The sequence below is a fragment of the Streptomyces luteosporeus genome (assembly GCF_039532865.1).
In the GTDB taxonomy this organism is placed as follows: domain Bacteria; phylum Actinomycetota; class Actinomycetes; order Streptomycetales; family Streptomycetaceae; genus Streptomyces; species Streptomyces luteosporeus.
Map to the genome: position 1 here is coordinate 177,519 of NZ_BAAASL010000006.1, position 26,058 is coordinate 203,576.

Consider the following 26,058-nt stretch of genomic DNA (forward strand, 5'->3'; position numbering starts at 1 on the left):
TCGTCACATCGGCGGCTCACAGGTGGCGGCGGCGGGCGGCGGCGCCGCGGTCGTACTCCTCCCGCGCCCGCACCGCGGCCGGCCGGGTCGCGGTCTCGGCGACAGGCACATCCCACCACGCCTGTGCGGGGGGCGCGCCCGGCACTGTGTCGGCCGTTTCGGTCTCCACATAGACACATGTGGGCCGGTCGGCGGCGCGCGCCTCGGCGAGCGCCGGGCGCAGTTCCGCGGTCGTGCGCACCCTCAGCACTCCCATGCCCAAAGAGGCGGCATTGGCCGCGAGGTCCACCGGCAGCGGCTCGCCGGTGAACGTGCCGTCGGGGGCGCGGAAGCGGTACGCCGTGCCGAAGCGCTCGCCGCCGACGGCCTCGGACAGGCCGCCGATGGAGGCGTAGCCGTGGTTCTGCACGAGCACCATCTTGAGAGGGACGCCCTCCTGCACGGCGGTGACGATCTCGGTGGGCATCATCAGGTAGGTGCCGTCGCCGACCAGCGCCCACACGGGGCGGCCGGGTTCGGCCAGGCCGACGCCGATGGCGGCGGGGATCTCGTAGCCCATGCAGGAGTAGCCGTACTCCATGTGGTACTGGCGGCGGGAGCGGGCGCGCCAGAGCTTGTGCAGGTCGCCGGGCAGGGAGCCGGCCGCATTGACGATCACGTCCTCATCGCCGACGACGGCGTCCAGGGCGCCCAGCACCTGCGCCTGGGTGGGCCGGGCCCCGTCCTCCCGCCCGTCGGTGGGCCGGTACGCGCGGTCGACGACGCCCTCCCACTCGGTCTTGCCGGCCGTGTACACGCTCACGTACGCGTCGGGAACGCGGTAGCCGCGCAGTGCCTGCGCCAGCGCCTCCAGCCCGGCGCGGGCGTCGGCGACCAGGGGCAGGCCGGCCATCTTGTGGGCGTCGTGACCGGTGACGTTGAGGTTGACGAACCGCACGTCGGGCGCGGTGAAGAGCGTCGAGGAGGCGGTGGTGAAGTCGCTGTAGCGGGTGCCCACGCCGATGACGACGTCGGCCGTGCGGGCGAGGGCGTCGGCCACGGCCGTCCCCGTGTGCCCGATGCCGCCCACGTCAGCCGGATGGTCGTACCGCAGCGACCCCTTGCCGGCCTGGGTGGAGGCGACGGGGATGCCGGTGGCGTCCACGAAGGCGCGCAGCGCGTCCTCGGCCTCGCTGTGGTGCACGCCGCCACCCGCGATCAGCAGCGGCCGGCGGGCGGCGCGCACGGCCCGTACGGCCGCGTCCAGTTCGGCCGGGTCGGGGGCCGGGCGGCGCACGTGCCAGACGCGGTCGGCGAAGAACTCCTCCGGCCAGTCGCACGACTCGGCCTGCACGTCCTGCGGCAGGGCGAGGGTGACCGCGCCCGTTTCGGCGGGGTCGGCCAGCACGCGCATCGCCTGCAGGGCGGCGGGGATCAGCGTCTCCGGCCGCACGATCCGGTCGAAGTACCGCGAGACCGGGCGCAGGCAGTCGTTGACGGAGACGTCGCCGGCGCCCGGGTGCTCCAGCTGCTGCAGCACGGGGTCGGCGGGGCGGGTGGCGAAGGTGTCCCCGGGGAGCAGGAGGACGGGGATGCGGTTGATCGTGGCGAGGGCGGCCCCGGTGACGAGGTTGGTGGCACCGGGGCCGATGGAGGTGGTCACCGCGTGGGCGGAGAGCCGGTCGCGGTGGCGGGCGTAGCCGACGGCGGCGTGCACCATGGCCTGTTCGTTGCGGCCCTGGAGGTAGGGCAGCGCATCACCGGTCTCCAGCAGCGCCTGCCCCACACCGGCCACGTTGCCGTGGCCGAAGATGCCCCAGCAGGCGGCGATCAGGCGCTGCCGGCGCCCGTCCCGCTCGGTGTACTGGTGGGCGAGGAACTCCACCAGGGCCTGGGCGACGGTCAGCCGTCGGGTCATCGGTCTCCTCCCGGATGCTGGGGGAACGGCAGGCGCGGGTCGGGGTCGAGGTCCGGCCAGGTGTCGCGGATCCACGCGGCGTCGGGGTGGTCCCGGATGAGCCACTCGCGCTCCGCGCCGGGTCCCGCCATGACGTTGAGGTAGTACATGTCGTGGCCGGGCGCGGCGATGGACGGGCCGTGCCAGCCGTCGGGGATCAGGACGGCGTCCCCCGTACGGACCTCGGCGAGCACATCCGTGCCGCCGGGGCGCGAGGGCGAGACGCGGTGGTAGCCGTGGCCCGGGGTGCCGGTGGGGCCGCCGGCGATCTCGAAGTAGTAGATCTCCTCCAGCTCGGACTCGACGCCGGGCAGGTGCTCGTCGTGCTTGTGGGGAGGATAGGAGGACCAGTTGCCGCCGGGGGTGAGCACCTCGACGGCAATGAGCCGGTCGCAGTCGAAGACCCCGGCGGCGGCGAAGTTGTTGACCTGCCGGGAACAGGTGCCGGCGCCGCGCAGCTCGACGGGGACGGCGGGGGCCGGCCCGTGGCGCGCGGGCAGCGCCCGCTCGCACCGCGCACCGGCCAGGGCGATCCGCCCGCCGGTGGGAGCGGTGACGGTGACGCGCGCGTCGCGGGGGACGTACGCGAAGTCGGTGACGGCGGCGAAGACGCCGGTGCGGCCCTGCAGCTCGAACTCCGCCCCGGCGTCCGTTGCGACGGTGACGCCGGTGGCGGCGAGCGGCACGACGAGCCACTCGCTGTCGCCGGTGTCGAAGGTGTGGCTGTCGCCGCGCTCAAGGACGAGCACGCGCAGGGCGCAATAGGCCCAGCCGGCGCTCTTCGGGCTGACGTCCAGCACGTACGGGCTGTTGCCGGCGCTGCCGGCGGGCAGGTGGTAGCTCATCCAGCGACCTCCAAGGTTGTGGACAGTCGTGCCGCTGGGAGTGCCGTCACAGCAGTCCCACCGCGGTGTCGACAGCCGTTGCCACGTCGTCGTCCGGCGGGTACAGCAGGGTGCGGCCCACCACCAGGCCGTGGACGGTCGGCAGGCGCAGTGCCGTGCGCCAGCGGTCGTACGTCGCGTCCTGGTCGGGCCCCACGTCCCCGCCCAGGACGACGGCCGGCAACGTCGAGGCCTGCATCACCCGCGCCATGTCGGCCGCGTCGTCCGTCACCGGCACCTTCAGCCACGTGTACGCGGACGTCGCGCCGAGGCCCGAGGCGATGGCGATGGACGTGGTGACGGCCTCGGCGCCGAGGTCGTTGCGGACGGTGCCGTCGACGCGCCGGGAGAGGAACGGCTCGACGAAGACCGGCAGTCGCCGCTCCGCCATGGCGTCGATGGTGCGCGCCGCCGATTCGAGGGTGTCGAGGGAGCCGGGGTCGTCGTAGTCGATGCGCAGCAGCAGTTTGCCGGCGTCGAAGCCGCGGCGCACGAGGTCGTCGGCGCGGGGGCCGGTGAAGCGGTCGTCCATCTCGAAGGCGGCGCCCTGCAAGCCGCCGCGGTTCATGGAACCCATGACGACCTTGTTCTCCAGGGCACCGAGCAGCAGCAGGTCGTCGAGGATGTCGGCGGTGGCCAGGACGCCGTCCACGCCGGGGCGGGAGAGCGCGAGGCACAGGCGTTTGAGCAGGTCGGTGCGGTTGGCCATGGCCAGGGTGCGGTCGCCGGCGTCGAGGGCGCCGCGCGCGGTGTGGTCGGCGGCGACGACGAGCAGCCGGCCGCGGTCGCCGAGCAGGGGCCTGCGGGTGCGGCGGGCGGCGGCCTCGGCGACGGCCTCGGGGTGCCGGCTGCGCACCCGGGGCAGGTCGGCGATGGTCACGGCGGTCACGGGGTGCCGTCCAGCAGGGCGATGACCTCATCGTGCGTGGGCATGGCGGAGGAGCAGGCGAGCCGGGAGGCGACGAGGGCGCCGGCCGCCCCCGCGTAGCGGACGGCGCGGTCGAGGCCGGCTCCGGCGAGGAGCTGGTGGCACAGGGCGCCGCCGAAGGCGTCGCCGGCGCCGAGTCCGTTGACGACGTCGACGGGGACGGGCGGTACTTCGGCGACGGTGCCGTCGCGGTGGACGGCGAGCACGCCGTCGGGGCCTTGTTTGACGACGGCGAGTTCGACGCCGGCGGCCAGCAGGGCCCGGGCGGCGGCGTGCGGGTCGGACTCGCCGGTGGCGACCTCGCATTCGGCGGTGTTGCCGACGGCGACGGTGGCGTGGGCGAGGGCCCGGGCGTACCAGGGGCGGGCGGCGTCCGCGCCGCCGTTCCAGAACATCGGGCGCCAGTCGAGGTCGAAGACGGTGGTGGTGCCCGCGTCGCGGGCTTCGAGCGCGGCGAGGGTGGCACTGCGGCTGGGTTCCTCGCTCAGGCCCGTGCCGGTCATCCAGAAGATGCGGGCCGCGCGGACGGCGGCCAGGTCCAGTTCGGCGGTGTGGATCTCCAGGTCGGGGGCCTTGGGGTGGCGGTAGAAGTACAGCGGGAAGTCGTCCGGCGGGTGGATCTCGCAGAAGGTCAGGGGGGTGGGGTAGACGGCGACGGGGGTGACCCAGCGGTCGTCGACGCCGAAGTCGCGCAGGGCGTCGTGGAGGTAGGTGCCGAAGGGGTCGTCGCCGGTGCGGCTGATCAGTGCGGTGCGGCGGCCGAGGCGGGCGGCGGCGACCGCGACGTTGGCGGCGGAGCCGCCGAGGAACTTGCCGAAGGTCTCGACGCGGGAGAGCGGCACCCCGCTCTGGAGCGGGTAGAGGTCCACCCCCAGCCGGCCCATGGTGATGAGGTCGTACGGACCGGGCATCTCTTCCCCTCGTCTCCCCTGGCCGGCCAGGCGCTCTGGCTGCGGCTCAGGTCTAGCGGGGGGCGCCGGGGCCTGTCAAGCATTTGTCCTTACATACGGACGTGCAGACGTGCAGAGGCTCGTATTGACGTTACGTCCGTATGTCCGGACGTACCCTTGACACCCTTCCGGCCAGTCGGGAAGCTACCGAACGTCCCAGCCCTTGCCCGGTCGACGACGACCGGCGAGAGGAGAGCCGCCGCATGGACCCCACCGCCCCCGCCGCTGCCGCGCCGCTCGACCGGATCCGCGTCGGCTCCGCCCCGGACTCGTGGGGCGTGTGGTTCGCGGACGACCCGGCGCAGGTGCCCTGGCAGCGGTTCCTGGACGAGGTGGCCGAGGCGGGCTACGAGTGGATCGAGCTCGGCCCCTACGGCTACCTGCCCACCGAGCCCGACCGCCTGCGCGAGGAGACCGGCCGCCGGGGCCTGCGCGTCTCCGCCGGCACGGTCTTCACCGCCCTGCACCGGGGGCCGGGCGTGTGGGAGGAGACCTGGGAGCAGGTGGCCCGCGTGGCCGAGCTGACCCGGGCCGTCGGCGGCACGCATCTGGTGGTCATCCCCGCCTTCTGGCGCGACGACAAAACGGCCGAGGCCCTGGAGAGCCCGCACCTGACGGCCGAACAGTGGCGGCACCTCGCGCGCGGCACCGAGCGGCTGGCCGACCGGGTGCGCGACGCCTACGGGCTGACGATCGCCGTGCACCCGCACGCCGACACCCACATCGACACCGAGGCGAACGTCGCGCGCTTCCTGGACGCCACCGACCCCCGACGGGTCGGCCTCTGCCTGGACACCGGGCACTACGCCTACTGCGGCGGCGACAGCGTCGAGCTCATCAAGACCTACGGCGAGCGCATCGCCTACCTCCACCTCAAGCAGGTGGACCCCGCCGTCCTGGCCGGCGTCGTCGAGCGCGGCACGCCCTTCGGGCCGGCCGTGCGCCAGGGCGTGATGTGCGAACCGCCGCGGGGCGTACCGGCCCTGGAGCCCGTCCTGGCCGCGGCCCAGGGGCTGGGCACGGACCTCTTCGCCATCGTCGAGCAGGACATGTACCCCTGCCCGCCCGACCAGCCGCTGCCCATCGCCCGCCGCACCCGCGCCTTCCTGCGCACCTGCGGGGCCTGAAAACCCGCGGCCGACCGAGGAACGAAGACCATGACGCAGCAGACCCGTGCCCACGACATCCCCCTCGGCGTGGCCGTCATCGGCACCGGACGGATGGGCGCGGACCACGTCCGGCGCCTGGCGGAGGCGACGCGCGGCGCACGGGTGACCGCGGTCGTCGACGTCGACGCCGGGCGCGCGCGGGCGGCCGCCGCGCTCGCCCCCGGCTGCACCCCCTACACGGACGCGGCCGCCGCCATGGCCGCCGAGGACGTCGACGCCGTGCTCGTCGCCTCCCCCGGCCCGGCCCACGAGGCGGCCCTGCTGCAGGCGCTCGCCCACGACCTGCCCGTCCTGTGCGAGAAGCCGCTGACGCCGGACGCGGCCGCCGCGCTGCGGATCGTCGAGGCGGAGGCGCGCCTGGGCCGGCGCCGCGTGCAGGTGGGGTTCATGCGGCGGTACGACGAGGAGTACCGGCAACTGAAGGCACTGCTGGACGCCGGCGGGCTCGGGCGGCCGCTGATGCTGCACTGCGTCCACCGCAACGCCTCGACGCCGCCGGGATTCACCGACCGGATGCTCCTCGAGGACTCCGCCGTGCACGAGATCGACGCGACCCGCTGGCTGCTCGGCCAGGAGATCACGGCCGTGCGCGTGCTGCGGCCCGCGCCCTCCCCGGCCGCGCCCGAGGGGCTCGGCGACCCCCAGCTGGTGCTGCTGGAGACGGCCGCGGGCGCGGTCGTCGACGTCGAGGTCTTCGTCAACTGCGGCTTCGGCTACCAGGTGCGCTGCGAGGCCGTCTGCGAACGCGGCAGCGTGCGCATCGGCGAGGAACGCGGGCCGGCCGTCGCCGCGGACGGACGGTGGGGCGGGCCGGTCCCGCAGGACTTCCTCACCCGCTTCCGCGCCGCCTACGACCGCGAGGTGCAGGAGTGGGTGGACGCCACCCGGCGCGGCACGTGCACGGGCCCGAGCAGCTGGGACGGCTACGCCGCCGCCGCGGTGTGCGAGGCGGCCGTACGGGCCCAGGAGACGGGCGGGCGCGTCGAGGTCGCCCTGGCCGAGCGGCCGGCGCTGTACGACGAGGCCGGCTGACCGGGGCCGCCCCTCTCCCCTCTCGCCTTACTTCTGCACCACCAGGAACGGAGCACGTGACATGCGGATCGGACTGCTCGGCGCTGGACGCATGGGTTCCCTGCACGCCGCGGCGCTCACGGCGGCCGACGGGGTCGGCGAGCTGGTGATCGCCGACGCCGACCCGGGCCGGGCGGCGATCCTCGCCGAGGCCGTCGGCGCCCGCCCCGCCCGCAGCACCGGCGAGGTCTTCACCTCCGCCGGCGTGGACGCCGTGGTGATCGCCACCGCCAGCGCCTCCCACACGGGCCTGATCACCCGGGCGGCCCGTGCCGGGCTGCCCGCCTTCTGCGAGAAGCCCATCGCGCTGGACCTGGCGGGCACGATAGCCGCGCTGCGCGAGGTGGAGGCGGCGGGCACCCTGCTGCAGATCGGCTTCCAGCGCCGCTTCGACGCCGGCTACCTGGCGGCACGGGAGGCGCTGCGCTCGGGACGGCTGGGGCGGGTGCACACGATCCGGTGCGTGACCTCCGACGCGGCGCCACCGCCGGCGGACTTCCTGCCGCTGTCCGGCGGGCTGTTCCGCGACTGCCTGGTGCACGACTTCGACGCGGTGCGCTGGCTGACGGGCCGCGAGGTCACCGAGGTGTACGCGCGCGGCGCGAACGGCGGCGCCGACTTCTTCCGGCAGGCCGGCGACGTGGACACCGCGGCCGCCGTCCTGACCCTCGACGACGGCACGCTGGTCACGGCGACCGCCACCCGGTACAACGGCGCGGGCTACGACGTGCGCACGGAGCTGTCCGGCGAGCGCGACCAGTGGGTCGTCGGGCTCGCCGAACGGGCCCCGCTGACCTCGGCCGAGCCGGACGGCCCCGGCGCCCCGCCGCACCCCTGGGCGGACTTCCGGGAGCGCTTCGCGGACGCCTACCGGGCCGAGCTCGCGGCGTTCGTCCGCGCCGCCCGGGGGCTCGCCGGCAATCCGTGCCCCGGGGCGGAGGGGCTGCGGGCCCTGCACGTCGCGGAGGCCTGCGAGGTCTCGCGCCGGGAGGACCGCCCGGTGCGGCTGGCGGACGTCGGCTGACGCCGCGCACAGCCCCGCCCGCACTGTTACCGGGTCACTCCTGGGTCACGGCCGTCACGAACGGGCCGTCTTTCCGTCACAGAGCCCCGACAGGCGCCGCGCGTGATCACGCTACGTCGTTCCCAGGGGCGAGGCTCGCCGCGGAAGAAGCCGCGCCCGGCTCCCCCACGGATCCCCCCTCCGTGACCGCGGCGCGGCGGGAAGGCGAGAGATGACCGACCGCCGACTCTGGTCCTACCGGGAGATCGCCGCGCACATCGGCGTGCGGCCCGACACCGTGCGCTCGTACCGCAAGCACGGACTGCTGCCGCCGCCCGACGCCAGCGAGGGCGGCAGGCCGCACTGGTACGCCGACACCATCCGGCACTGGGTGACACAGCGCCCGGGTGCGGCGAAGAAACGTTGAATCCTCCGATCCCCCACCCCTGACATACCCCCAGGGGGTAAGCTGTCGATCGTTATCCCGGCCGTCGCCGACGCCGGACGAACACGCGCGAGGAGTACGCCCATGACCACCACCGTCTACAAGGTGACCGGCATGACCTGCGGCCACTGCGAGTCCGCGGTCACCAGCGAGCTGTCCGCCCTGGAGGGCGTGACCTCGGTGCGGGCCGTCGCCGCCACGGGCCTGGTCACCGTGGACTCGGCCGCCCCGCTGGACGAGGCCGCCGTGCGCGCCGCGGTGGACGAGGCCGGCTACGAGCTCGCCGGCCCCGCCTGAGCCGGAAGCGCCCCGGAACGGGCCCTCGGCCGAGCACCGGAAGCCTGACCGAAATCAGGTGCTCGATCCTCACAGAATCACCACAAGTGACCCCTTGCCCTCGTGTGCCCGTTATGGCAGGAGACCTAGATCACAGCGATTGGGAGGTAACCATCGCCGGGGGTTGTGGGTCTAACCGTGCAGTGCTGGACGTCTTGGGGGACGGCCCGGCGCAACGCGTGGCCGGGGCACGTACCCGGGGAGCTTTGAGCGGCCCTCCCGTACGTACGCGTCCCGGCAGATCGCGTCCGTCGGCTCCCGGCCGGATCCCGTGGGGGGAATCCGACCGGGGCAAGGAAAGCGCCTCGCTCCGACCCGTGGGGGGATCGGGGGCGGGGCGCTTTTCGCAGCAGCACAGCGACAGGGCCCCCGCACCGTGACGGTGCGGGGGCCCTGTCGCTTGCAGCTGTACGCGCCGCTTACGGCCGTACGGTGCGGCGCCTTCGCGTCAGCGCTGCTCGACCGGGACGAAGTCGCGCTGGACGACGCCCGTGTAGATCTGGCGCGGGCGGCCGATGCGGGAGCCCGGCTCCTTGATCATCTCGTGCCACTGGGCGATCCAGCCGGGGAGCCGGCCGAGCGCGAAGAGCACGGTGAACATCTCGGACGGGAAGCCCATGGCCCGGTAGATCAGACCGGTGTAGAAGTCCACGTTCGGGTAGAGGTTGCGCGAGACGAAGTAGTCGTCGCTGAGCGCGTGCTCCTCCAGCTTGAGCGCGATGTCCAGCAGCTCGTCGCTCTTGCCGAGCGAGGAGAGGACGTCGTGCGCCGCCGCCTTGATGATCTTCGCCCGGGGGTCGAAGCTCTTGTAGACGCGGTGCCCGAAGCCCATCAGGCGGACGCCGTCCTCCTTGTTCTTCACCTTGCGGATGAAGGCGTCGACGTCGCCGCCGGAGTTCTTGATGGACTCCAGCATCTCCAGGACGGCCTGGTTGGCGCCGCCGTGCAGGGGGCCCCACAGGGCGTTGATGCCCGCGGAGATCGACGCGAACAGGTTGGCCTGCGAGGAGCCCACCAGGCGCACGGTCGAGGTGGAGCAGTTCTGCTCGTGGTCGGCGTGCAGGATCAGCAGCTTGTCCAGGGCGCTGACGACGACCGGGTCCAGCTCGTACTCGGCGGCGGGCACCGAGAAGGTCATGCGCAGGAAGTTCTCGACGTAGCCGAGGTCGTTGCGCGGGTAGACCACCGGGTGGCCGATCGACTTCTTGTACGCGTAGGCCGCGATCGTCGGCAGCTTGGCGAGCAGCCGGATCGTCGACAGGTGGCGCTGCTTGTCGTCGAACGGGTTGTGGCTGTCCTGGTAGAAGGTGGACAGCGCGCTGACCACCGAGGACAGCATGGCCATGGGGTGGGCGTCGCGCGGGAAGCCGTCGTAGAACCGCTTGACGTCCTCGTGCAGCAGGGTGTGCTGGGTGATCTCGTTCCGGAAGGACGCCAGCTCGTCGACCGTCGGCAGCTCGCCGTTGATCAGCAGGAAGGCGGTCTCCAGGAACGTGCTGCGCTCGGCCAGCTGCTCGATCGGGTAGCCGCGGTAGCGCAGGATGCCCTGCTCGCCGTCGAGGTAGGTGATCGCGGATTTATAGGCGGCGGTGTTGCCGTAGCCGGAGTCCAGGGTCACCAGACCGGTCTGGGCACGCAGCTTGCCGATGTCGAAGCCCTTGTCGCCCACGGTGCTGTCGACCACCGGGTAGCTGTATTCGCCGTCCCCGTACCGCAGTACTACAGAGTTGTCGCTCACGTCATCCCTCACCGACGTTGTGCCTCTTCTTCGAGGTGCCCTGACTACCCCTACCTTCCCCCATTTGGACGCTGGACGTGCACTCGGGGTCGGCCGTAGGGCCCATGGACGGCACTCAGTGCCGTCCAGCCTGCCCATCCTGCCCCCTTCGCCCGGATTGGTAAACCGCTCAGAGACGAACACCACCTCCTCCCGCGGCCGCGAGCCGGAAATCCAGGGCCGTGCAGCGCCGGCCCGCCGAGACGGTGCGCACCGCCTGGCCGAGGGCGCGCCGGGAGCCGACCAGGACGACGAGGCGCTTTGCCCGGGTAACGGCGGTATAGAGCAGATTGCGCTGCAGCATCATCCAGGCGCCGGTGGTGACCGGGATCACCACCGCGGGGTACTCGCTGCCCTGCGAGCGGTGGATGGTGACGGCGTACGCGTGGGCGAGCTCGTCGAGCTCGTCGAAGTCGTAGCCGACCTCCTCGTCCTCGTCGGTGAGGACGGTCAGCCGCTGCTCGACGACGTCCAGGCCCGTGACCACGCCCACCGTGCCGTTGAAGACGCCGTTCTTCCCCTTTTCGTAGTTGTTGCGGATTTGTGTGACCTTGTCCCCGACGCGGAAGACGCGGCCGCCGAAGCGGCGCTCGGGCAGGTCGGGCCGGGCGGGCGTGATGGCCTGCTGCAGCAGGCCGTTGAGGGTGCCCGCGCCCGCCGGGCCGCGGTGCATCGGGGCGAGCACCTGGACGTCCCGGCGGGGGTCGAGGCCGAACTTCGCGGGGAGGCGCCGGGCCGCCACGTCGACGGTGAGGCGGCCGGCCTCCTCGGTGTCCTCCTCGACGAAGAGGAAGAAATCCTTCAGGCCCTGGGTGATGGGCTGCACGCCGGAGTTGATGCGGTGTGCATTGGTCACCACACCGGACTGCTGGGCCTGGCGGAAGATGCGGGTGAGCCGCACGGCCGGCACGGGGCCGCCCGGGGCGAGCAGGTCGCGCAGCACCTCGCCGGCACCGACGGACGGCAGCTGGTCGACGTCCCCGACGAGCAGCAGGTGCGCCCCCGGCGCAACCGCCTTGACGAGCTTGTTGGCCAGCAGCAGGTCGAGCATCGACGCCTCGTCGACCACCACCAGGTCGGCGTCCAGCGGCCGGTCCTTGTCGTAGGCGGCGTCGCCGCCCGGCTTGAGCTCCAGGAGCCGGTGCACGGTGGAGGCGTCCGCGCCGGTGAGCTCGGCCAGCCGCTTGGCGGCCCGCCCGGTGGGCGCGGCCAGCACCACCTTGGCCTTCTTGGCGCGCGCCAGCTCCACCACGGACCGTACGGTGAAGGACTTGCCGCAGCCCGGCCCGCCGGTCAGGACGGCCACCTTGCTGGTCAACGCGAGCTTGACGGCCTCCTGCTGCTCGGGGGCGAGCTCCGCGCCCGTGCGCCCCGCGAGCCAGGTCAGGGCCTTGTCCCACTGGACGTCGTGGAAGGCGGCCAGCCGGTCCTCCGGGGTGCGCAGCAGCCGTGCCAGCTGCCCGGCCAGGGACAGCTCGGCGCGGTGGAAGGGGACGAGGTAGACGCCGGTGACCGGCTCCCCGCCGTCCGGGGCGGGCACCTGCTCGCGCACCACGCCCTCCTCGTCCGCGGCGAGTTCGGCCAGACACTCGATGACCAGGCCCACGTCGACCTGCAGCAGCTTGACCGCGTCGGCGATCAGCCGCTCCTCCGGCAGGAAGCAGTGCCCCTGGTCGGCGGACTGGGACAGGGCGTACTGCAGGCCGGCCTTGACCCGGTCGGGGCTGTCGTGCGGGATGCCGACGGCCTGCGCGATGCGGTCGGCGGTCAGGAAGCCGATGCCCCACACGTCGGCCGCCAGCCGGTAGGGCTGGTTGCGGGTGACCGAGATGGAGGCGTCGCCGTACTTCTTGTAGATGCGCACCGCGATGGACGTGGAGACGCCGACGCCCTGCAGGAAGACCATGACCTCCTTGATGGCCTTCTGCTCCTCCCAGGCCGCACCGATCGAACGGGTGCGCTTGGGGCCCAGCCCGGGGACCTCGATCAGCCGGGCCGGCTCCTTCTCGATGACGTCGAGGGTGTCGGTGCCGAAGTGGGTGACGATGCGGTCGGCGATGCGCGGGCCGATGCCCTTGATCAGCCCGGAGCCCAGGTAGCGGCGGATGCCCTGGATGGTGGCGGGCAGGACGGTGGTGTAGTTCTCCACGGTGAACTGCCGCCCGTACTGCGGGTGGGAGCCCCAGCGGCCCTCCAGGCGCAGCGACTCGCCGGGCTGCGCGCCGAGCAGCGAGCCGACCACCGTGAGGAGGTCGCCGCCGCCGCGGCCGGTGTCCACGCGGGCGACGGTGTACCCGGTCTCCTCGTTGGCGTAGGTGATCCGTTCGAGGACCCCTTCGACCACTGCCAGTTGCACCATGCCCCGACGGTACAGCCGGGGCCCGACAGTCCGTTCGGCCTGTGGATATCACCGGTTCCGCTTGCCGGTCCGGTTCCTCCCCAGGGCCGGGCCGGCGGCCGCCGCACGGGCCCGGGGACGCTGCGAGGGGCCCGGTCCGACGGCCGGGCCCCTCGTGCTCCCCCCTCCGGGACTTCCTCCTCATCCCCCCGGATCACCCCCGAGGAAGCCCGACGCCGACTACGACCCACTACGGCTCCACGGGGTTGCAGCGATTTCCGACTGTTATCGTTCCGTTACTGACGGTAGAACCTGCGTTCACAGGACGTGTGCCCGATACCGCTCCAGCACCTCGGCCAGGACCTCCGCCCCCGCCCGCCGCCACAGCCGCTCACTGAAGATCTCCACCTCTGCGGGGCCGGTGAACCCGGCGGCCCGCACGCGCTCGTGGAACCAGCGCAGGTCCACGCACCCGTCCCCCAGCTGGCCCCGGCCCAGCAGGACGCCCTCGGGCAGCGGCGTGACCCAGTCGGCGAGCTGGAAGGCCGCGATCCGGCCCCCGCGCCCGGCCCGCTCCAGCTCCCCGGCGACGGTGTCGTCCCACCACAGGTGGTACGTGTCCACCACCACCCCCACCTGCTCGGCCGGGAAGCGTTCCGCGAGGTCGAGGGCCTGGCGCAGGGTGGAGACGACACAGCGGTCCGAGGCGTACATCGGGTGCAGCGGCTCGACCGCCAGCCGTACGCCGCACGCGGCGGCGTACGGGCCGAGTTCGGCCAGGGCGTCGGCCACCCGTTCCCGGGCCCCGGCCAGGTCCCGGCTGCCGGGCGGCAGGCCGCCGGAGACCAGCACGAGGGTGTCGGCGCCCAGGACGGCCGCCTCGTCGACGGCCGCCCTGTTGCCGGCCAGTGCCTCGGTCCGCGCCACCGGGCCCGGAGCCGTCAGAAAGCCGCCGCGGCACAGGCTGCTGACGCCCAGTCCGGCCGCCCGCAGCAGCCGTGCGGCGGCGGCCGGCCCGTACGCGCGCACGGGCTCCCGCCACAGGCCGACGCTGCGCACCCCCGCCTCCACGCATCCCGAGACCAGTTCGGGAAGGCTCCACTGACGCACGGTCTGCTGGTTGAGGGCGAAGCCGTCCGGGGCGGTCACTGCGCCACCCCGTACACCGCCAGCAGGCCGGCCATGCGGGCCTGCGCGCGCTCGGGGTCGGGGAAGAGACCGAGGCGGTCGGCGAGTTCGTAGGCGCGGGCGAGGTGCGGCAGGGAACGGGCCGCGTGCAGGCCGCCGGGCATGGCGAAGTGTTCCTGGTGCCCGGCCAGCCAGGCCAGCAGGACGACTCCGGTCTTGTAGAAGCGCGTCGGGGGCTCGAACAGGTGCCGGGCCAGGGCGAGGGTCGGGTCCAGGGCGGCCCGGAAGCCCCGGCGGTCGCCGGCGTCGAGCAGGCGCAGGGCGTGGCCGGCGATCGGTGCCAGCGGGTCGAGGACGCCCAGCAGGGCGTCGCTGTGGCCCGTCGCGTCGCCCTCGACGAGCTCCGGGTAGTGCAGGTCGTCGCCGGTGTAGCAGCGCACTCCGGCCGGCAGCCGGCGGCGCAGCTCCCGCTCGCGGGCGGCGTCCAGCAGTGAGACCTTCACGCCGGCCACCTTGCCGGGGTGTGCGGCCACGATCCGCAGCAGGACGCCGGCGGCGGCGTCCACGTCGTGGCTGCCCCAGTAGCCGGCGAGCGCGGGGTCGAAGTCCGCGCCGAGCCAGTGCAGGACGACGGGAGCGCTCGCCTGGCGCAGCAGGCCGCCGTAGACCTCCGCGTAGTCCTCCGGCCCGCGCGCGACGGCCGCCAGGGCCCGGGAGGCCAGGAGGACGGCGGGCGCACCCGCCTCCTCCACGACGGCCAGCTGCTCCTCGTAGGCGGCCGTGACGGCGGCCGGGGGGCCGTACGGCGGGGTGAGCTGGTCGGTGCCCGCGCCGCACACGAGGGTGCCGCCCACGGCGCGCGCCTCGGCGGCGGTGCGGCGGACGAGCTCGGCCGCGGCCGGCCAGTCGAGCCCGGCGCCGCGCTGGGCGGTGTCCATGGCCTCGGCGACGCCCATCCCGTGCGCCCACAGGTGGCGGCGGAATGCCAGCGTGGCGTCCCAGTCGAGCCGGGCGGGGCCGTCCGGTGTGGTGCCCGTCAGGGCGTCGGCGACCACGTGGGCGGCCGCCAGGACCGCGCGGCTGCGCGGGGGCGGGCCCGGCGGCGGGGGGACGGCGCGCCCGGGCTCGTACGTCCGCAGCCGCCCCGAGGCGTCGGGCAGCCGGATCACGGGGCCGGCTCCGGGACGGCCACCCGCCGGCCCTCGACGGAGGAGCGGCGGCCCAGTTCGGCCAGCAGGACGCCGCGGGCCCCGGTCAGCAGGTCGTGCCGCCAGGGGCCGCCCTGGGCCACGTGGCGCAGGAAGAGCTCCCACTGGGCCCGGAAGGCGTTGGGGTGGTCCTCGTCGTCGGGCACCTCCTGCCAGTGGGCGCGGTGGTCCCGGCGGTGGCGCACGTCGGGGTCCCAGACGTCCTTCGGCGTGGTGGCCCGGTGCTGGACGCGGCAGTGCCACAGTCCGGCGACGGCCGAGCCCTCGGTCCCGTCGACCTGGATCTCCAGCAGGTCCTCGCGGTGCACGCGCACCGCCCAGGAGGAGTTGAACTGCGCCACCACCCCGCCCTCCAGTTCGAAGACGGCGTAGGCGGCGTCGTCGGCGGTCGCGGCGTAGGCGGTGCCGTTCTCGTCCCAGCGCCGCGGCACGTGGGTGGCCAGCCGCGCCTGGACGGACCGTACGGGCCCGAAGAGCTCGCGCAGCACGTACTCCCAGTGGGGGAACATGTCGGCCGTGATGCCGCCGCCCTCGTGGGCGCGGTAGTTCCACGACGGCCGCTGGGCGGGCCGAGCGTCGCCCTCGAAGACCCAGTAGCCGAACTCGCCGCGCACCGAGAGCACCCGGCCGAAGAACCCGGACGCGAGGAGGCGGGCGAGCTTGCGGATGCCGGGCAGGAAGAGCTTGTCCTGCACGACCCCGTGCCGTACGCCGGCCCGGTCGGCCAGGCGGGCGAGCGCGAGGGCGGCCGCGTAGCCGGAGGCGACCGGTTTCTCGCAGTAGACGTGCTTGCCGGCCTGCAGCGCCCGGCGCAGTGCCGCCTCGCGGGCGGCGGTGGCCTGGGCGTCGAAGTACACCTCGACGGAGGGGTCGGCGAGCACGCCGTCCAGGTCGCAGCTCCACTCCGGCAGCCCGTACCGCTCGGCGAGCGCCCGCAGGCGGTCCGGCGAGCGCCCGACGAGCACCGGCTCGGGCCACAGGGTGCCGCCGTCGTCGAGACGGACGCCGCCGTCGTCGCGGATGGCCAGGATGGAGCGCACCAGGTGCTGGCGGTGCCCCATGCGCCCGGTGACGCCGTTCATGGCGATCCGCACCGTCCTGCCTGCACCGTCGGCCATGAGCACAACCCCCCTCGTGCGGACCGCTTGTTTCGCACTGGGGGCATTTCCCGGCGCGGGACGGGGAAACCGATCACCATGAAGCTGGCTTTCTCCACTCTCGGCGTCCCCGGCATGCCCCTCCCCGACGTGGTGGACCTCGCCGCGTCCTGCGGCTACGACGGGGTCGAGCTGCGGGCCCATCCGGAGGAACCGGTGCACCCGGGGCTGACGCCCGCGCAGCGGGCCTCGGTGGCCGTGCGCTTCGCCGAGGCCGGCGTGGCCGTCCTGGCGGTCGCCGGGTACGCGCGCGTGGCCGGAGCCGGGCCGGACGAGCCGGTCATGGCGGAGCTCGACGCGCTGGTGCACCTCGCGCGGGACGTCGGCGCGCCGTACGTGCGGGTGTTCCCCGGCGGCGGGGAGCGGCCGGCGCAGGAGGCCGACGCGGACGCCGCGCGGCGGCTGGGGACCATCGCCCCGGTGGCGGCGGACGCGGGCGTGCGCGTCCTGCTGGAGACGCACGACTCGCACCGCCGCGCCCAGGACGCGGTGCGCGTGCTCGGCCCCGTCGGGCACGGCAGCGTCGGTGCCCTGTGGGACGTGCTGCACACCTGGCTGGGCGGCGAGGAGCCGGCCGCGAGCTTCCCCGCGCTGGCCCCGCACCTGGGCTACGTGCAGGTCAAGGACGTCGCCTCGGTGGAGGAGACCGCGCCGCTGCCCCTGGGGTCGGGGGTGCTGCCGCTGGGCGCCTGCGTGGGCACGCTCAGCCGCGCGGGCTGGGACGGCTGGCTGTGCTGGGAGTACGAGAAGCGGTGGCATCCGCAGGCGGCAGACTTCGTGCAACTGGCCGGTCCGGGTGCGGAGTACCTGCGGGGGCTGGTCGCCGCCGCCCCGGCAGCGACGTGAGGGCGACGCCGCCGACCAGCAGCACGGCCGCGCACCAGCGCAGCGGGCTCACGCCCTCGCCCAGCAGCGCGAAGGCCGAGGACATCCCGAAGACGGGCACCAGCAGGGTGAAGGGGGCGACGGTGGAGGCGTCGTAGCGGCGCAGCAGGTGCCCCCAGGCGCCGAAGCCCAGCAGGGTGGAGACCCATGCCACGAACAGGACCGCGCCGACGCCGGTGAGGTCCGCCGAGCGCAGGGCGTCCAGGTCGGCCCGCGGTCCTTCGAAGACCAGGGAGAGCAGCAGCAGCGGCAGGACGGGCACGGTGCTCAGCCAGACGGTGAAGCGCAGCGCGTCCGGTGGTGCGGCCTTGCGGGTCAGGACGTTGGAGACGCCCCAGAAGGCCGCGGCGGCCACGACGCAGAGGAAGCCGGCGAGCGGCCCCGAGGCGCCCTCGTCCACGGCGGCCGCCGCGATGCCGGCCATGGCGACGGCCATGCCCGCCAGGCGCCTCGGGCCGGGGCGTTCGCCGAGGGCGGCCACGGCGAACAGGGCGGTGAAGACGGCCTGTCCCTGCAGCACAAGAGAGGACAGCCCGGCGGGCATGCCCACGTGCATGCCGATGAACAGCAGGCCGAACTTGCCCACACCCAGGACCAGTCCCACGGCGATGATCCACCGCCAGGCCACCGGCGGCCGGCCGACGAGGAAGACGGCGGGCACGGCGGCGGCCAGGAAGCGCAGGGCGCAGAACAGCAGGGGCGGGAAGCGGTCGAGACCGGCGTCTATGACGACGAAGTTGACGCCCCACAGGGCGGCAACGCACACGGCAAGGAAGGTGTGGAACGGGCGCATACGAGCCATCATCAGGAGACCCGACCGTGCAGCACCAGCACACGTTCGTACATGATGGATTTCAGCAACGCTCAACAATGACGGGCCGTCCGAGGGGGATCCGAGTCGTGCTGGACCTTGCCCGGCTGCGCGCGCTGTACGCCGTCTCCGTGCACGGCACGGTCACCGCGGCGGCCGACGCCCTGGGGTACACCCCCTCCGCCGTCTCGCAGGCCATAGCCAAGCTGGAGCGGGAGACCCGCACCACACTGCTGGAGCGCAGGGGGCGGGGCGTGGCCCTGACGGACGCGGCCGAGCGCCTGGCCGCTACCGCCAAGGACGTCCTGGCCATCGTGGAGCGGGCCGAGACCGATCTGGAGGAGCGGCGCGGCCTGCCGGCCGGGCGCCTGATGGTCGGGGCGTTCCCTTCGGCGGCCCGCGGTCTGCTGCCGTCCGTGCTGGCCGCCCTGGGCCGCGAGCACCCTGCCGTGGACGCCCGCCTGATGGAGGTCGAACCGCATCTGTCGGTGGGGCTGGTCGAGCAGGGCGTCCTCGACGTGGCCGTCGCGTTCGAGTGGGACGTCGCCCCGCTGCCGGCCCCGGACGGACTGCAGCGCGCCCCGATCGGCGAGGACCTGTGCGACCTGCTGGTGCCGCAGGACCATCCGCTGGCGGAGCGGTCACCGGTGCTCCCGGCCGATCTGGCCCACCAGCGCTGGATCAGCCAGCAGCCGGGCAGCGTCTGCTACGACTGGCTCGTGCGGACGCTGCGCGCCTCCGGCAGCGAACCCGACCTGGCCTACCAGGCCACCGAGAACCACACCCACATCGCCCTCGTCGCCGCCGGGCTGGGCATCGCCGTCGCTCCCCGGCTGGGCCGCGGTCCGCTGCCGCCGGGCGTGGTGGCGGTGCCCGTCGAGCCCGTACCCGTACGTCGGCTGTTCGCCTACTGGCGCACGGGGACCACCCGCCGGCCGGCGATACGGGAAACCGTGCGGCTGCTGTCGGCGCACTGGCACGAGCGGGAGCTGGGAGAGCAGTGACCAGCCCGGTTGAGCGACCGGTTCAACCGTATGATGAACGCTCGGCGAGAGGGCAGCAGATGTCGGTGGAGACCAAGGAACGGCTGATCACCGCCGCGGGCACGGTGCTGCGCACCCAGGGCTACGGCAAGGCCAGCGCCCGGACCATCGCCAAGGAGGCCGGCGTCAACTCGGCGCTGATCTTCTACCACTTCGGCGGTGTCGATCCCTTGCTGTTCGCCGCCCTGGACCGCTCCTCCGCCGAGCGGATGGCCCTGCACACCGCCACCGTGGCCGACGCCCGCACCCTCCAGGAGCTCGCCGAGCGCGCCACCCGCATCTACCGCGACGACCTCGAAGGCGGGCACATCACGCTGCTGTCCGAGCTGGTGGCCGCCGCCGTCGCCAAACCGGAACTGCGCGAGGGCATCCGGGTGCGGGTCGAACCATGGATGGCGTTCATCGAGGAGACGCTGGAGCGGGTCATCGGCGGCACTCCCCTGGCCCGCCTGACGCCACCGCGCGACCTGGCCAACGCCGCGGTCACCTTCTACCTGGGCGTGAACCTCTTCACCGTGCTGGACGCGGACCGCTCCCGCACCGAGTCGGTCTTCGCCATGGTGCGCCGGCTCGCCCCGCGGGCCGGGCTGCTGGCCGTGCGCTCGCCGATACGGGCCGCCCGGGCCCGCCGCCACGGCGCCCCATAGGGGCGCGGGGAACTGCGCGACAAGCCACGGCGGTCCCGCAGATGGAGTGCCGAGCTTCGCCCGGACCCTTCCTGCGGGCCGTCGGTGGCCGATCGCGCAGTTCACCGCGCCCCTATGGGGCACTGCAATCCGCAGGACACGCCGGGGAACCACCGCGGCCGGCGTCGCGTCCAAGCGCCGGAGGAGCGTGATCACCCTCCGCGAACCGTCCCGCACGCCTGGCGTGCGCCCGTGGCCGTCGGGTAACTCTGGAAGCCGGTTTGGCGGGTTGGGGGAAGAGATGCGCCATCGTGCGCTGCCGCGGGCGCTGTTCGCGTTCGCCGTGCTGTACGGATCCTGGGCGCTGACCGGTTGCCAAGCGCCGGCCCGCGGCGCGGCGGAGAGCGTCGTCCCGGGCGATCAGGCCATGGCGCCCGCCCCGACCGGCCCGGGAGCGGGTGCGACGTTCCTGGCGCGAGGCGCGTGCGCCGGCCGGCAGGCGCCGCAGGGCGCCTTCGGCGAGGTGGACTGCGCGAACGAGCGGGCGACGGCCAGCGTCCTGGCCCGCTACTACGGCCCGCAGTCGGGCGGCCCGCGCTGCCCCGACATCACCGACTTCGTGCTGCACATCACCGCCGTCACCGAGGGCACCTCGGAGGCGCTCAGCGCCCCGGAGGGCTACGCCTGCATGCGCAATCTCGCCCCGCCCCACCCGGGCGACCCCGGTATGGGCGGCGGCCCGCTGACGGTGCCCGGCGACTGCGTCTACACCGAGCACCGCGGGGTGGTGAAGGAGACGACGTGCGACGGCTCCCTCGGCCACGCGCCGGAGTACCGGATCGAGTCGACGGTGCGCACACGCTCCGCCTGCCCGCCGGACACCGACCTGTACGTACAGGTGGGCGGCGGGACACCCGTGGGGTGTGCCCGCCGCCTGCCCTAGAACACCGCTCTTGAGGCTCTTGCCTTGAAGCTCTTACGGCCGCAGCGCGTTCTGGCGCTCGACCTTCTGCTTGTCGAGCTTTTCGTTGTACGGGGCGAGCGGCTTGGCCTTGTGCTCGTCCTTCTGGACGGCCGCGGGGGCGACGCCCGCCCAGCGCAGCACCTCGGCCGTCGCGGTGGCCCGCTCGTCGGCGACCAGCTGGGAGATGTTGGAGCCGTGGTTGCCGCCGGGCGCGTAGAAGCGGTAGTCGTGGCGGGCGGTGGCGCCCCGGCCGAGGCGGAACGGTTCGGCGCTCCACGGGTCGTTCTGCCCGTAGACGAAGAGCATGTTGCTGCTCTTCTCGCGCACCCAGCGGTCGACGTCGGCCATCGCGCCGGGGCGGAACTTCATGGGGATGTCACGCGGCACGTAGGTGCGCGGCTGGTAGCTGTCGCGGTAGCGCAGCAGGTCCTTCAGGTGCGCGAACTTGGGCGTGGGCGAGCCCAGTTCGGTGCCGGCCTGGTAGTAGTACGGCGTGAAGCGCTCCAGGCCCTGGTCGGTGTAGCCGTCGAAGCCGGAGATGTCGTCGATGAACTTGTACAGCTCGTCGGTGGACGCCTTCGTCGCCGGGACGGTCTTGCAGTCGCTCTGCAGGTGGTATTGCCAGAACGCCCACACCAGGTCGAGGACGACGTTCTCGTAGGCCTTGTCGGCGCTGCCGACGGTCTTGAAGGTCTTGCCGTTCTCGTCGGCCCACTTCTGGTAGCGGGCGACGATCTCGCCGCGGCGGACGAGGGCCTCGCGCTGCACGGAGTTCAGCTGCGTGCGGCAGGCCTGGTCGCCGACGTTCGCCAGGAAGCGGTCGTAGGCGGAGTCCTCGTCGTTGACCACGTCGTTGGGTGCGACGTAGGCGACGGTGCCGTTCATGTCCTTCGGGTAGAAGCGGCGGTAGTACGTCGCCGTCATGCCGCCCTTGCTGCCGCCGGTCGCCAGCCAGTTCTTGCCGTAGACGGGCTTGAGGGCCTCGAAGAGGCGGTGCTGGTCGCTGGCGGCCTGCCAGATGTCGAGCTTCGACCAGTCGGCCGGCTGCGGCCGCGACGGGGTGAAGAAGCGGTACTCCATCGACACCTGGTTGCCGTCGACGATGCGCGTGGGCTCGCTGCGGGACGGGGTGGTGGAGACGTTGTAGCCGGAGGTGTAGAAGACGGTGGGCCGGTCGGTGGCCTTGTGCAGCAGCGTGAAGCGCTGCTGGAAGGTGCCCTTGGCCGGGTTCCTGTGGTCCACGGGCTGGGTGTAGTTCAGCACGAGGTAGCGGTAGCCCTCGTAGGGCTTCTCCTCGACGAAGCTCATCCCGGGGATCTTCAGGATGCGGTCCTTGATGTCCGGCGTGGCGGTCGTGTCCGCCGCCCCCGCCGCCGCGCTGCTGGCACCGACCGTCCCTATGGACATCGTCAGTGCCAGCAGCCATCTGACAGCCTTGCGCATGCGCCCTCCCCTTGGTTCGCGAAAGTCGCCGCGAACCTACCGGGGCGCACGGCCGCCACGCCAGAGCCCGCGGCGGCGGGAAAACGACCTTGACCGGCGGCCCGGTTCGCCCTAGGCGGGGACGGCCTCTCCCGTGAACGTCCGCCACAGCTGGGCGTACCGGCCGTCCTTGGCCAGCAGTTCGGCGTGCGTGCCGTCCTCGACGACGCGGCCGCGGTCGAGCACCACCACGCGGTCGGCGCGGGCCGCCGTCGACAGCCGGTGGGCCACCACCAGGGTCGTGCGCCGGCCGGCGAGCCGGTCGGTGGCCTGGTTGACCAGGGCCTCCGTCGCGAGGTCCAGGGCGGCCGTGGCCTCGTCCAGCAGCAGGACGTCGGGGTCGACGAGCTCGGCGCGGGCCAGGGCGATCAGCTGCCGCTGGCCGGCGGAGAGGTTGCGGCCGCGCTCGGCGACCGGGTGCAGGTAGCCGCCCTCCAAGGTGGCGATCATCGCGTGCGCGCCGACGGCCCGTGCGGCCGCCTCGACCTCGGCGTCGGTGGCCTCCGGGCGGCCGTAGGCGATGGCGTCGCGCACGGTGCCGGGGAAGAGGTACGGCTCCTGGGGCACGACGCCCAGGCGGTGGCGGTAGCCGACGGGGTCGAGCTCGCGCAGGTCGACCCCGTCGGCCAGGACGGCGCCGGAGGTGGGGTCGTAGAAGCGCGCGACCAGCTTCACCAGGGTGGACTTCCCGGCGCCCGTCTCGCCGACGAAGGCGACGGTCTGCCCGGCGGGCACCGTCAGCCGGATGCCGGACAGGGCCTTTTCACCGTCCCCGTAGGCGAAGTGGACGTCGTCGAAGACGATTTCACCCGTCAGCTCGCGCACAGGCTGCGGATCGGCGGCCACCGGCGTGGCCGTCTTCTCCCGCAGCAGCTCCTGGACACGGCCGAGGGAGACCATCGCCTGCTGGTAGCCGTCGAAGACCTGCGACAGCTGCTGGACGGGGGCGAAGAACAGGTCGATGTAGAGCAGGTAGGCCACCAGCGCGCCTGCGGTCAGCGTGCCGTCGCTCACCCGGCCCGCGCCCACGATCAGCACGCCGGCCGCGGCGACGGACGACAGCAGCTGCACGAAGGGGAAGTACACGGATATCAGCCACTGGCCGTGCACCCGCGCCTGCCGGTACTGCGCGCTGCGCTCGGCGAACCGGCGGGCGCCGGTCTCCTCGCGGCGGAACGCCTGCACGATCCGCAGCCCGGCGACGGTCTCCTGCAGGTCGGCGTTGACCACGCCCACGCGCTCGCGGGCCAGTTCGTACGCCTTGACGCTCTGCCGGCGGAAGACGACGGTGCCGAGGACGAGCGGCGGCAGCGTCGCGAAGACGACCAGGGCGAGCTCGACGTCGATGACCAGGAGGGCGACGAGGATGCCGAAGAAGGTGAGCACGGAGACGACGGCGGTGACCAGACCGGTCTGCAGGAACGTCGACATGGCATCGATGTCCGTGGTCATCCGGGTCATGATCTTGCCGGTCAGTTCGCGCTCGTAGTAGTCGAGCCCGAGCCGCTGCAGCTGGGCGAAGATCTTCACGCGCAGCGCGTACAGCAGCCGCTCGCCGGTGCGCCCGGTCATCCGGGTCTCGCCCACCTGCGCGGCCCACTGGCCGAGGACGACGAGCAGCGCGAGGGCGGAGGCCGCCCAGACCGCACCGAGGGCCAGCTTCTGGACGCCCTGGTCGATGCCGTGCCGGATCAGTACGGGCAGCAGCAGGCCGGCCACCGCGTCACCGGCCACCAGCAGCAGGCCGATGGCCAGCGGCACCCCGAAGCCCCGCAGCATCTGCCGCAGCCCGTAGGACTCCTCGGGCCGGGCGGCCTGCTCCTCGTCGATGTCCGGGGTGTCGGTGGCCGGGGGCAGCGCCTCGACCTTGGCGAGCAGTTCGGGGGAGGCGGGCATGCCGGCCGGCGCCCGGTGCGCGCCGTCGTCCTCCTTGCGCACCCACAGCTGCGGGGTGATGCCGTCGACGACGCGGCGGGGGCCCGCGGGGGCCTCCTCCTGGAGCGCCGGGCGCTCCATCAGGCCGGTGGCGGCCGCCTCGCCGCCGAAGGCGGCGCCGACGGTCACCGCGCCGGCGGGGTCCTTCGTCACCCCGGCGAGCTCCTCGGGGTCCGTCAGCAGGCGGCGGTAGAGGGAGCAGCGCTCCTGCAGCTCGTCCGCGGTGCCCACGTCGACGAGCCGGCCGCCGTCGAGGACGGCGATGCGGTCGGCGAGGGCCAGGGTCGAGGCGCGGTGGGCGATCAGCAGGGTCGTACGGCCCGCCATCACCCCGCGCAGCGCCTCGTGGATCTCGTGCTCCACGCGCGCGTCGACGGCGGAGGTGGCGTCGTCGAGCACCAGCAGCCGGGGGTCGGTGAGGATGGCGCGGGCGAGCGCGATGCGCTGGCGCTGGCCCCCGGACAGGCTCAGGCCCTGCTCGCCGACCTTGGTGTCGTAGCCGTCGGGCAGGGCCGAGATGAAACCGTCCGCCTGGGCCGCGCGGGCCGCCGCCCGTATCTGCTCGTCGGTGGCGCCGGGCACGCCGTAGGCGATGTTGTCGCGGACGCTGTCGGAGAACAGGAAGCTGTCCTCCGGCACCAGCCCGATGGCCGCGCGCAGCGAGGACAGCGTCAGCTCGCGCACGTCCTGGCCGCCGATGCGCACCGCTCCGCCGGTGACGTCGTAGAAGCGCGGCAGCAGCAGCGCGAGGGTGGACTTGCCGCTGCCGGAGGCGCCGACGACGGCCACCGTCTCGCCGGGTTCCAGGCGCAGCGAGACGCCCTGCAGGACGGCCCGGCCGGAGCCGTAGCCGAAGGTCATCTCGTCGAACTCGACGGTGGCGGGGGCGTCCGCGGGCAGCTCGCGCGCGTCCTCGCGCTCCTTGACGACCGGCTCGGTGTCGACGAGCTCCAGGACGCGCTCCACGCCGGCGCGGGCCTGCTGGCCGACGGTGAGCACCATGGTCAGCATCCGCACGGGGCCGACGAGCTGGGCGAGGTAGGTCGAGAAGGCGACGAAGGTGCCCAGGGTGACCTGGCCACGGGTGGCCATCCAGCCGCCGAGGGCCAGCATGGCGACCTGTCCGAGGGCCGGGACGGCCTGCAGGGCGGGGGTGTAGCGGGAGTTGAGCCGTACGGTGCGCATCCGGCCGGCGAACAGGCCGCGGCCGACCTCGCGGAGCTTGGCGGCCTCCTGGGCCTCCTGCCCGAAGCCCTTGACGACGCGCACCCCGCTGACGGCGCCGTCGACGACGCCCGCGACGGCCGCGGCCTGGGCCTGGGCGTGCCAGGTGGCCGGGAAGACCTTGGCGCGGCTGCGCTGGGCGAGGAACCACAGGGCGGGGGCGACGGCGAGGGCGACGATGGTCAGCAGCGGCGAGAGGGCGACCATCACCACGAGGGAGATGACGAACAGCAGGATGTTGCCGATCATCATCGGGAGCATGAACAGCAGCGACTGGATCAGCTGCAGGTCGCTGGTGGCGCGGCCGATGACCTGTCCGGTCGACAGTTCGTCCTGCCGCTTGCCGTCCAGGCGGGCGATCGCGGCGTACATCTCGGTCCGCAGGTCGTGCTGGACGTCCAGGGCCAGCCGTCCGCCGTAGTAGCGGCGCACGTAGGTCAGCGCGTAGACGACCAGCGCCGCGACGATCAGGAGGGTGGCCCAGGGGGCGAGGGGGCGCCGGTGGGCGCCTATGACGTCGTCGATGATCAGCTTGGGTATCAGGGGGACGAGCGCCATGACGGCCATGCCGGCGAGGGACGAGCCGAGGGCCAGCAGCACCGCCCCGCGGTACCGCCAGCAATACCCGGTGAGCCGCCTGGCCCACCCCTGACCGGTCGTGGTCGTCGCGGCCACCCGGAACCTCCCCGTCCTATTCCTGCCTGTCTCCGACGGAAGGCCCCAACGCTCTGGGCTGCGGATTTCATCCCGCTGCAATA

20 protein-coding genes and 1 pseudogene are annotated in these 26,058 nt (G+C 73.5%); 9 read left to right on the forward strand and 12 right to left on the reverse strand.

Annotated elements, in window-relative coordinates; all coding sequences use genetic code 11:
* Positions 1-16: 16 nt before the first annotated feature.
* Genes iolD through iolC form a run of 4 tightly spaced genes read right to left on the reverse strand, consistent with a single transcriptional unit; the run spans position 17 to position 4,659 of the window.
* Positions 17-1,897, reverse strand: coding sequence for a 3D-(3,5/4)-trihydroxycyclohexane-1,2-dione acylhydrolase (decyclizing) (iolD, locus tag ABD361_RS09475; protein WP_344434426.1), 1,881 nt, complete (start codon positions 1,895-1,897; stop codon positions 17-19).
* Entirely contained in the window at positions 1,894-2,781 is an 888-nt protein-coding gene (gene iolB, locus ABD361_RS09480; protein WP_344434427.1) for a 5-deoxy-glucuronate isomerase, read from the reverse strand. The genes iolD and iolB overlap by 4 nt, the downstream gene beginning before the upstream one ends.
* Positions 2,782-2,827: 46 nt before the next feature.
* Entirely contained in the window at positions 2,828-3,709 is an 882-nt protein-coding gene (locus ABD361_RS09485) for a Cgl0159 family (beta/alpha)8-fold protein (protein ID WP_344434428.1), read from the reverse strand.
* Positions 3,706-4,659 (reverse strand): 5-dehydro-2-deoxygluconokinase, encoded by a 954-nt coding sequence (gene iolC / locus ABD361_RS09490; protein WP_344434429.1) that lies wholly within the window; start codon positions 4,657-4,659, stop codon positions 3,706-3,708. The genes ABD361_RS09485 and iolC overlap by 4 nt, the downstream gene beginning before the upstream one ends.
* A gap of 242 nt (positions 4,660-4,901) precedes the next feature.
* Between iolC and ABD361_RS09495 the strand changes: the two genes are divergently transcribed.
* The 5 genes from ABD361_RS09495 (at position 4,902) to ABD361_RS09515 (ending at position 8,683) form a co-directional block, all read left to right on the forward strand.
* Positions 4,902-5,825 (forward strand): sugar phosphate isomerase/epimerase family protein, encoded by a 924-nt coding sequence (locus ABD361_RS09495; RefSeq protein ID WP_344434430.1) that lies wholly within the window; start codon positions 4,902-4,904, stop codon positions 5,823-5,825.
* 30 nt (positions 5,826-5,855) lie between these two features.
* A complete protein-coding gene (locus ABD361_RS09500) occupies positions 5,856-6,899 on the forward strand; it encodes a Gfo/Idh/MocA family protein (protein WP_344434431.1) in 1,044 nt (347 codons plus the stop codon).
* A 61-nt stretch (positions 6,900-6,960) separates the two neighbouring features.
* Positions 6,961-7,962: a Gfo/Idh/MocA family protein gene (locus ABD361_RS09505; RefSeq protein WP_344434432.1), complete on the forward strand. Its 1,002-nt coding sequence runs from the start codon at positions 6,961-6,963 to the stop codon at positions 7,960-7,962.
* A gap of 211 nt (positions 7,963-8,173) precedes the next feature.
* A complete protein-coding gene (locus tag ABD361_RS09510) occupies positions 8,174-8,368 on the forward strand; it encodes a MerR family DNA-binding transcriptional regulator (RefSeq protein WP_344434433.1) in 195 nt (64 codons plus the stop codon).
* 102 nt (positions 8,369-8,470) lie between these two features.
* On the forward strand, positions 8,471-8,683 hold the full coding sequence (locus ABD361_RS09515) for a heavy-metal-associated domain-containing protein (RefSeq protein ID WP_344434434.1): 213 nt from the start codon (positions 8,471-8,473) through the stop codon (positions 8,681-8,683).
* Positions 8,684-9,170: 487 nt separating this feature from the next.
* Here ABD361_RS09515 and ABD361_RS09520 read toward each other — a convergent pair whose 3' ends face one another.
* The 5 genes from ABD361_RS09520 to ABD361_RS09540 form a co-directional block, all read right to left on the reverse strand.
* Positions 9,171-10,460, reverse strand: a complete 1,290-nt coding sequence (locus ABD361_RS09520) for a citrate synthase (protein ID WP_344434435.1) — start codon at positions 10,458-10,460, stop codon at positions 9,171-9,173.
* 169 nt (positions 10,461-10,629) lie between these two features.
* Complete coding sequence (gene recD2, locus ABD361_RS09525) at positions 10,630-12,858, reverse strand: SF1B family DNA helicase RecD2 (protein WP_344434436.1); 2,229 nt, start codon at positions 12,856-12,858, stop codon at positions 10,630-10,632.
* A 297-nt stretch (positions 12,859-13,155) separates the two neighbouring features.
* Positions 13,156-13,986 carry a sugar phosphate isomerase/epimerase family protein gene (locus tag ABD361_RS09530; protein ID WP_344434437.1) on the reverse strand — a complete coding sequence of 277 codons (831 nt, stop codon included), beginning with the start codon at positions 13,984-13,986 and terminating at the stop codon, positions 13,156-13,158.
* Positions 13,983-15,134, reverse strand: a complete 1,152-nt coding sequence (locus ABD361_RS09535) for a DUF993 family protein (RefSeq protein WP_344434438.1) — start codon at positions 15,132-15,134, stop codon at positions 13,983-13,985. Before ABD361_RS09535 ends, ABD361_RS09530 begins: the two co-directional genes overlap by 4 nt.
* On the reverse strand, positions 15,131-16,291 hold the full coding sequence (locus tag ABD361_RS09540; protein WP_344434439.1) for a Gfo/Idh/MocA family protein: 1,161 nt from the start codon (positions 16,289-16,291) through the stop codon (positions 15,131-15,133). Before ABD361_RS09540 ends, ABD361_RS09535 begins: the two co-directional genes overlap by 4 nt.
* Positions 16,292-16,369: 78 nt before the next feature.
* On the opposite strand from ABD361_RS09540, the pseudogene ABD361_RS09545 reads away from it, so the two are divergent.
* Positions 16,370-17,152: pseudogene (locus tag ABD361_RS09545) on the forward strand (sugar phosphate isomerase/epimerase family protein); the annotation flags it as partial.
* On the opposite strand, the gene ABD361_RS09550 reads toward ABD361_RS09545, so the two are convergent.
* On the reverse strand, positions 17,034-18,008 hold the full coding sequence (locus tag ABD361_RS09550) for an EamA family transporter (RefSeq protein ID WP_344434440.1): 975 nt from the start codon (positions 18,006-18,008) through the stop codon (positions 17,034-17,036). The pseudogene ABD361_RS09545 and the gene ABD361_RS09550 overlap by 119 nt on opposite strands.
* A 107-nt stretch (positions 18,009-18,115) precedes the next feature.
* On the opposite strand from ABD361_RS09550, the gene ABD361_RS09555 reads away from it, so the two are divergent.
* The 3 genes from ABD361_RS09555 to ABD361_RS09565 all read left to right on the forward strand — a co-directional run bounded on the left by ABD361_RS09555 (position 18,116) and on the right by ABD361_RS09565 (position 20,638).
* Complete coding sequence (locus ABD361_RS09555) at positions 18,116-19,030, forward strand: LysR family transcriptional regulator (protein WP_344434441.1); 915 nt, start codon at positions 18,116-18,118, stop codon at positions 19,028-19,030.
* A 59-nt stretch (positions 19,031-19,089) separates the two neighbouring features.
* Positions 19,090-19,716 (forward strand): TetR/AcrR family transcriptional regulator, encoded by a 627-nt coding sequence (locus tag ABD361_RS09560; protein WP_344434442.1) that lies wholly within the window; start codon positions 19,090-19,092, stop codon positions 19,714-19,716.
* Positions 19,717-19,996: 280 nt separating this feature from the next.
* On the forward strand, positions 19,997-20,638 hold the full coding sequence (locus ABD361_RS09565) for a hypothetical protein (RefSeq protein WP_344434443.1): 642 nt from the start codon (positions 19,997-19,999) through the stop codon (positions 20,636-20,638).
* Between the two features lie 33 nt (positions 20,639-20,671).
* On the opposite strand, the gene ABD361_RS09570 is transcribed toward ABD361_RS09565, so the two are convergent.
* Both ABD361_RS09570 and ABD361_RS09575 read right to left on the reverse strand, forming a co-directional pair.
* Positions 20,672-22,102, reverse strand: a complete 1,431-nt coding sequence (locus tag ABD361_RS09570; protein ID WP_344434444.1) for a S28 family serine protease — start codon at positions 22,100-22,102, stop codon at positions 20,672-20,674.
* Between the two features lie 111 nt (positions 22,103-22,213).
* Positions 22,214-25,975: an ABC transporter ATP-binding protein gene (locus tag ABD361_RS09575; protein ID WP_344434446.1), complete on the reverse strand. Its 3,762-nt coding sequence runs from the start codon at positions 25,973-25,975 to the stop codon at positions 22,214-22,216.
* Positions 25,976-26,058: the final 83 nt, after the last annotated feature.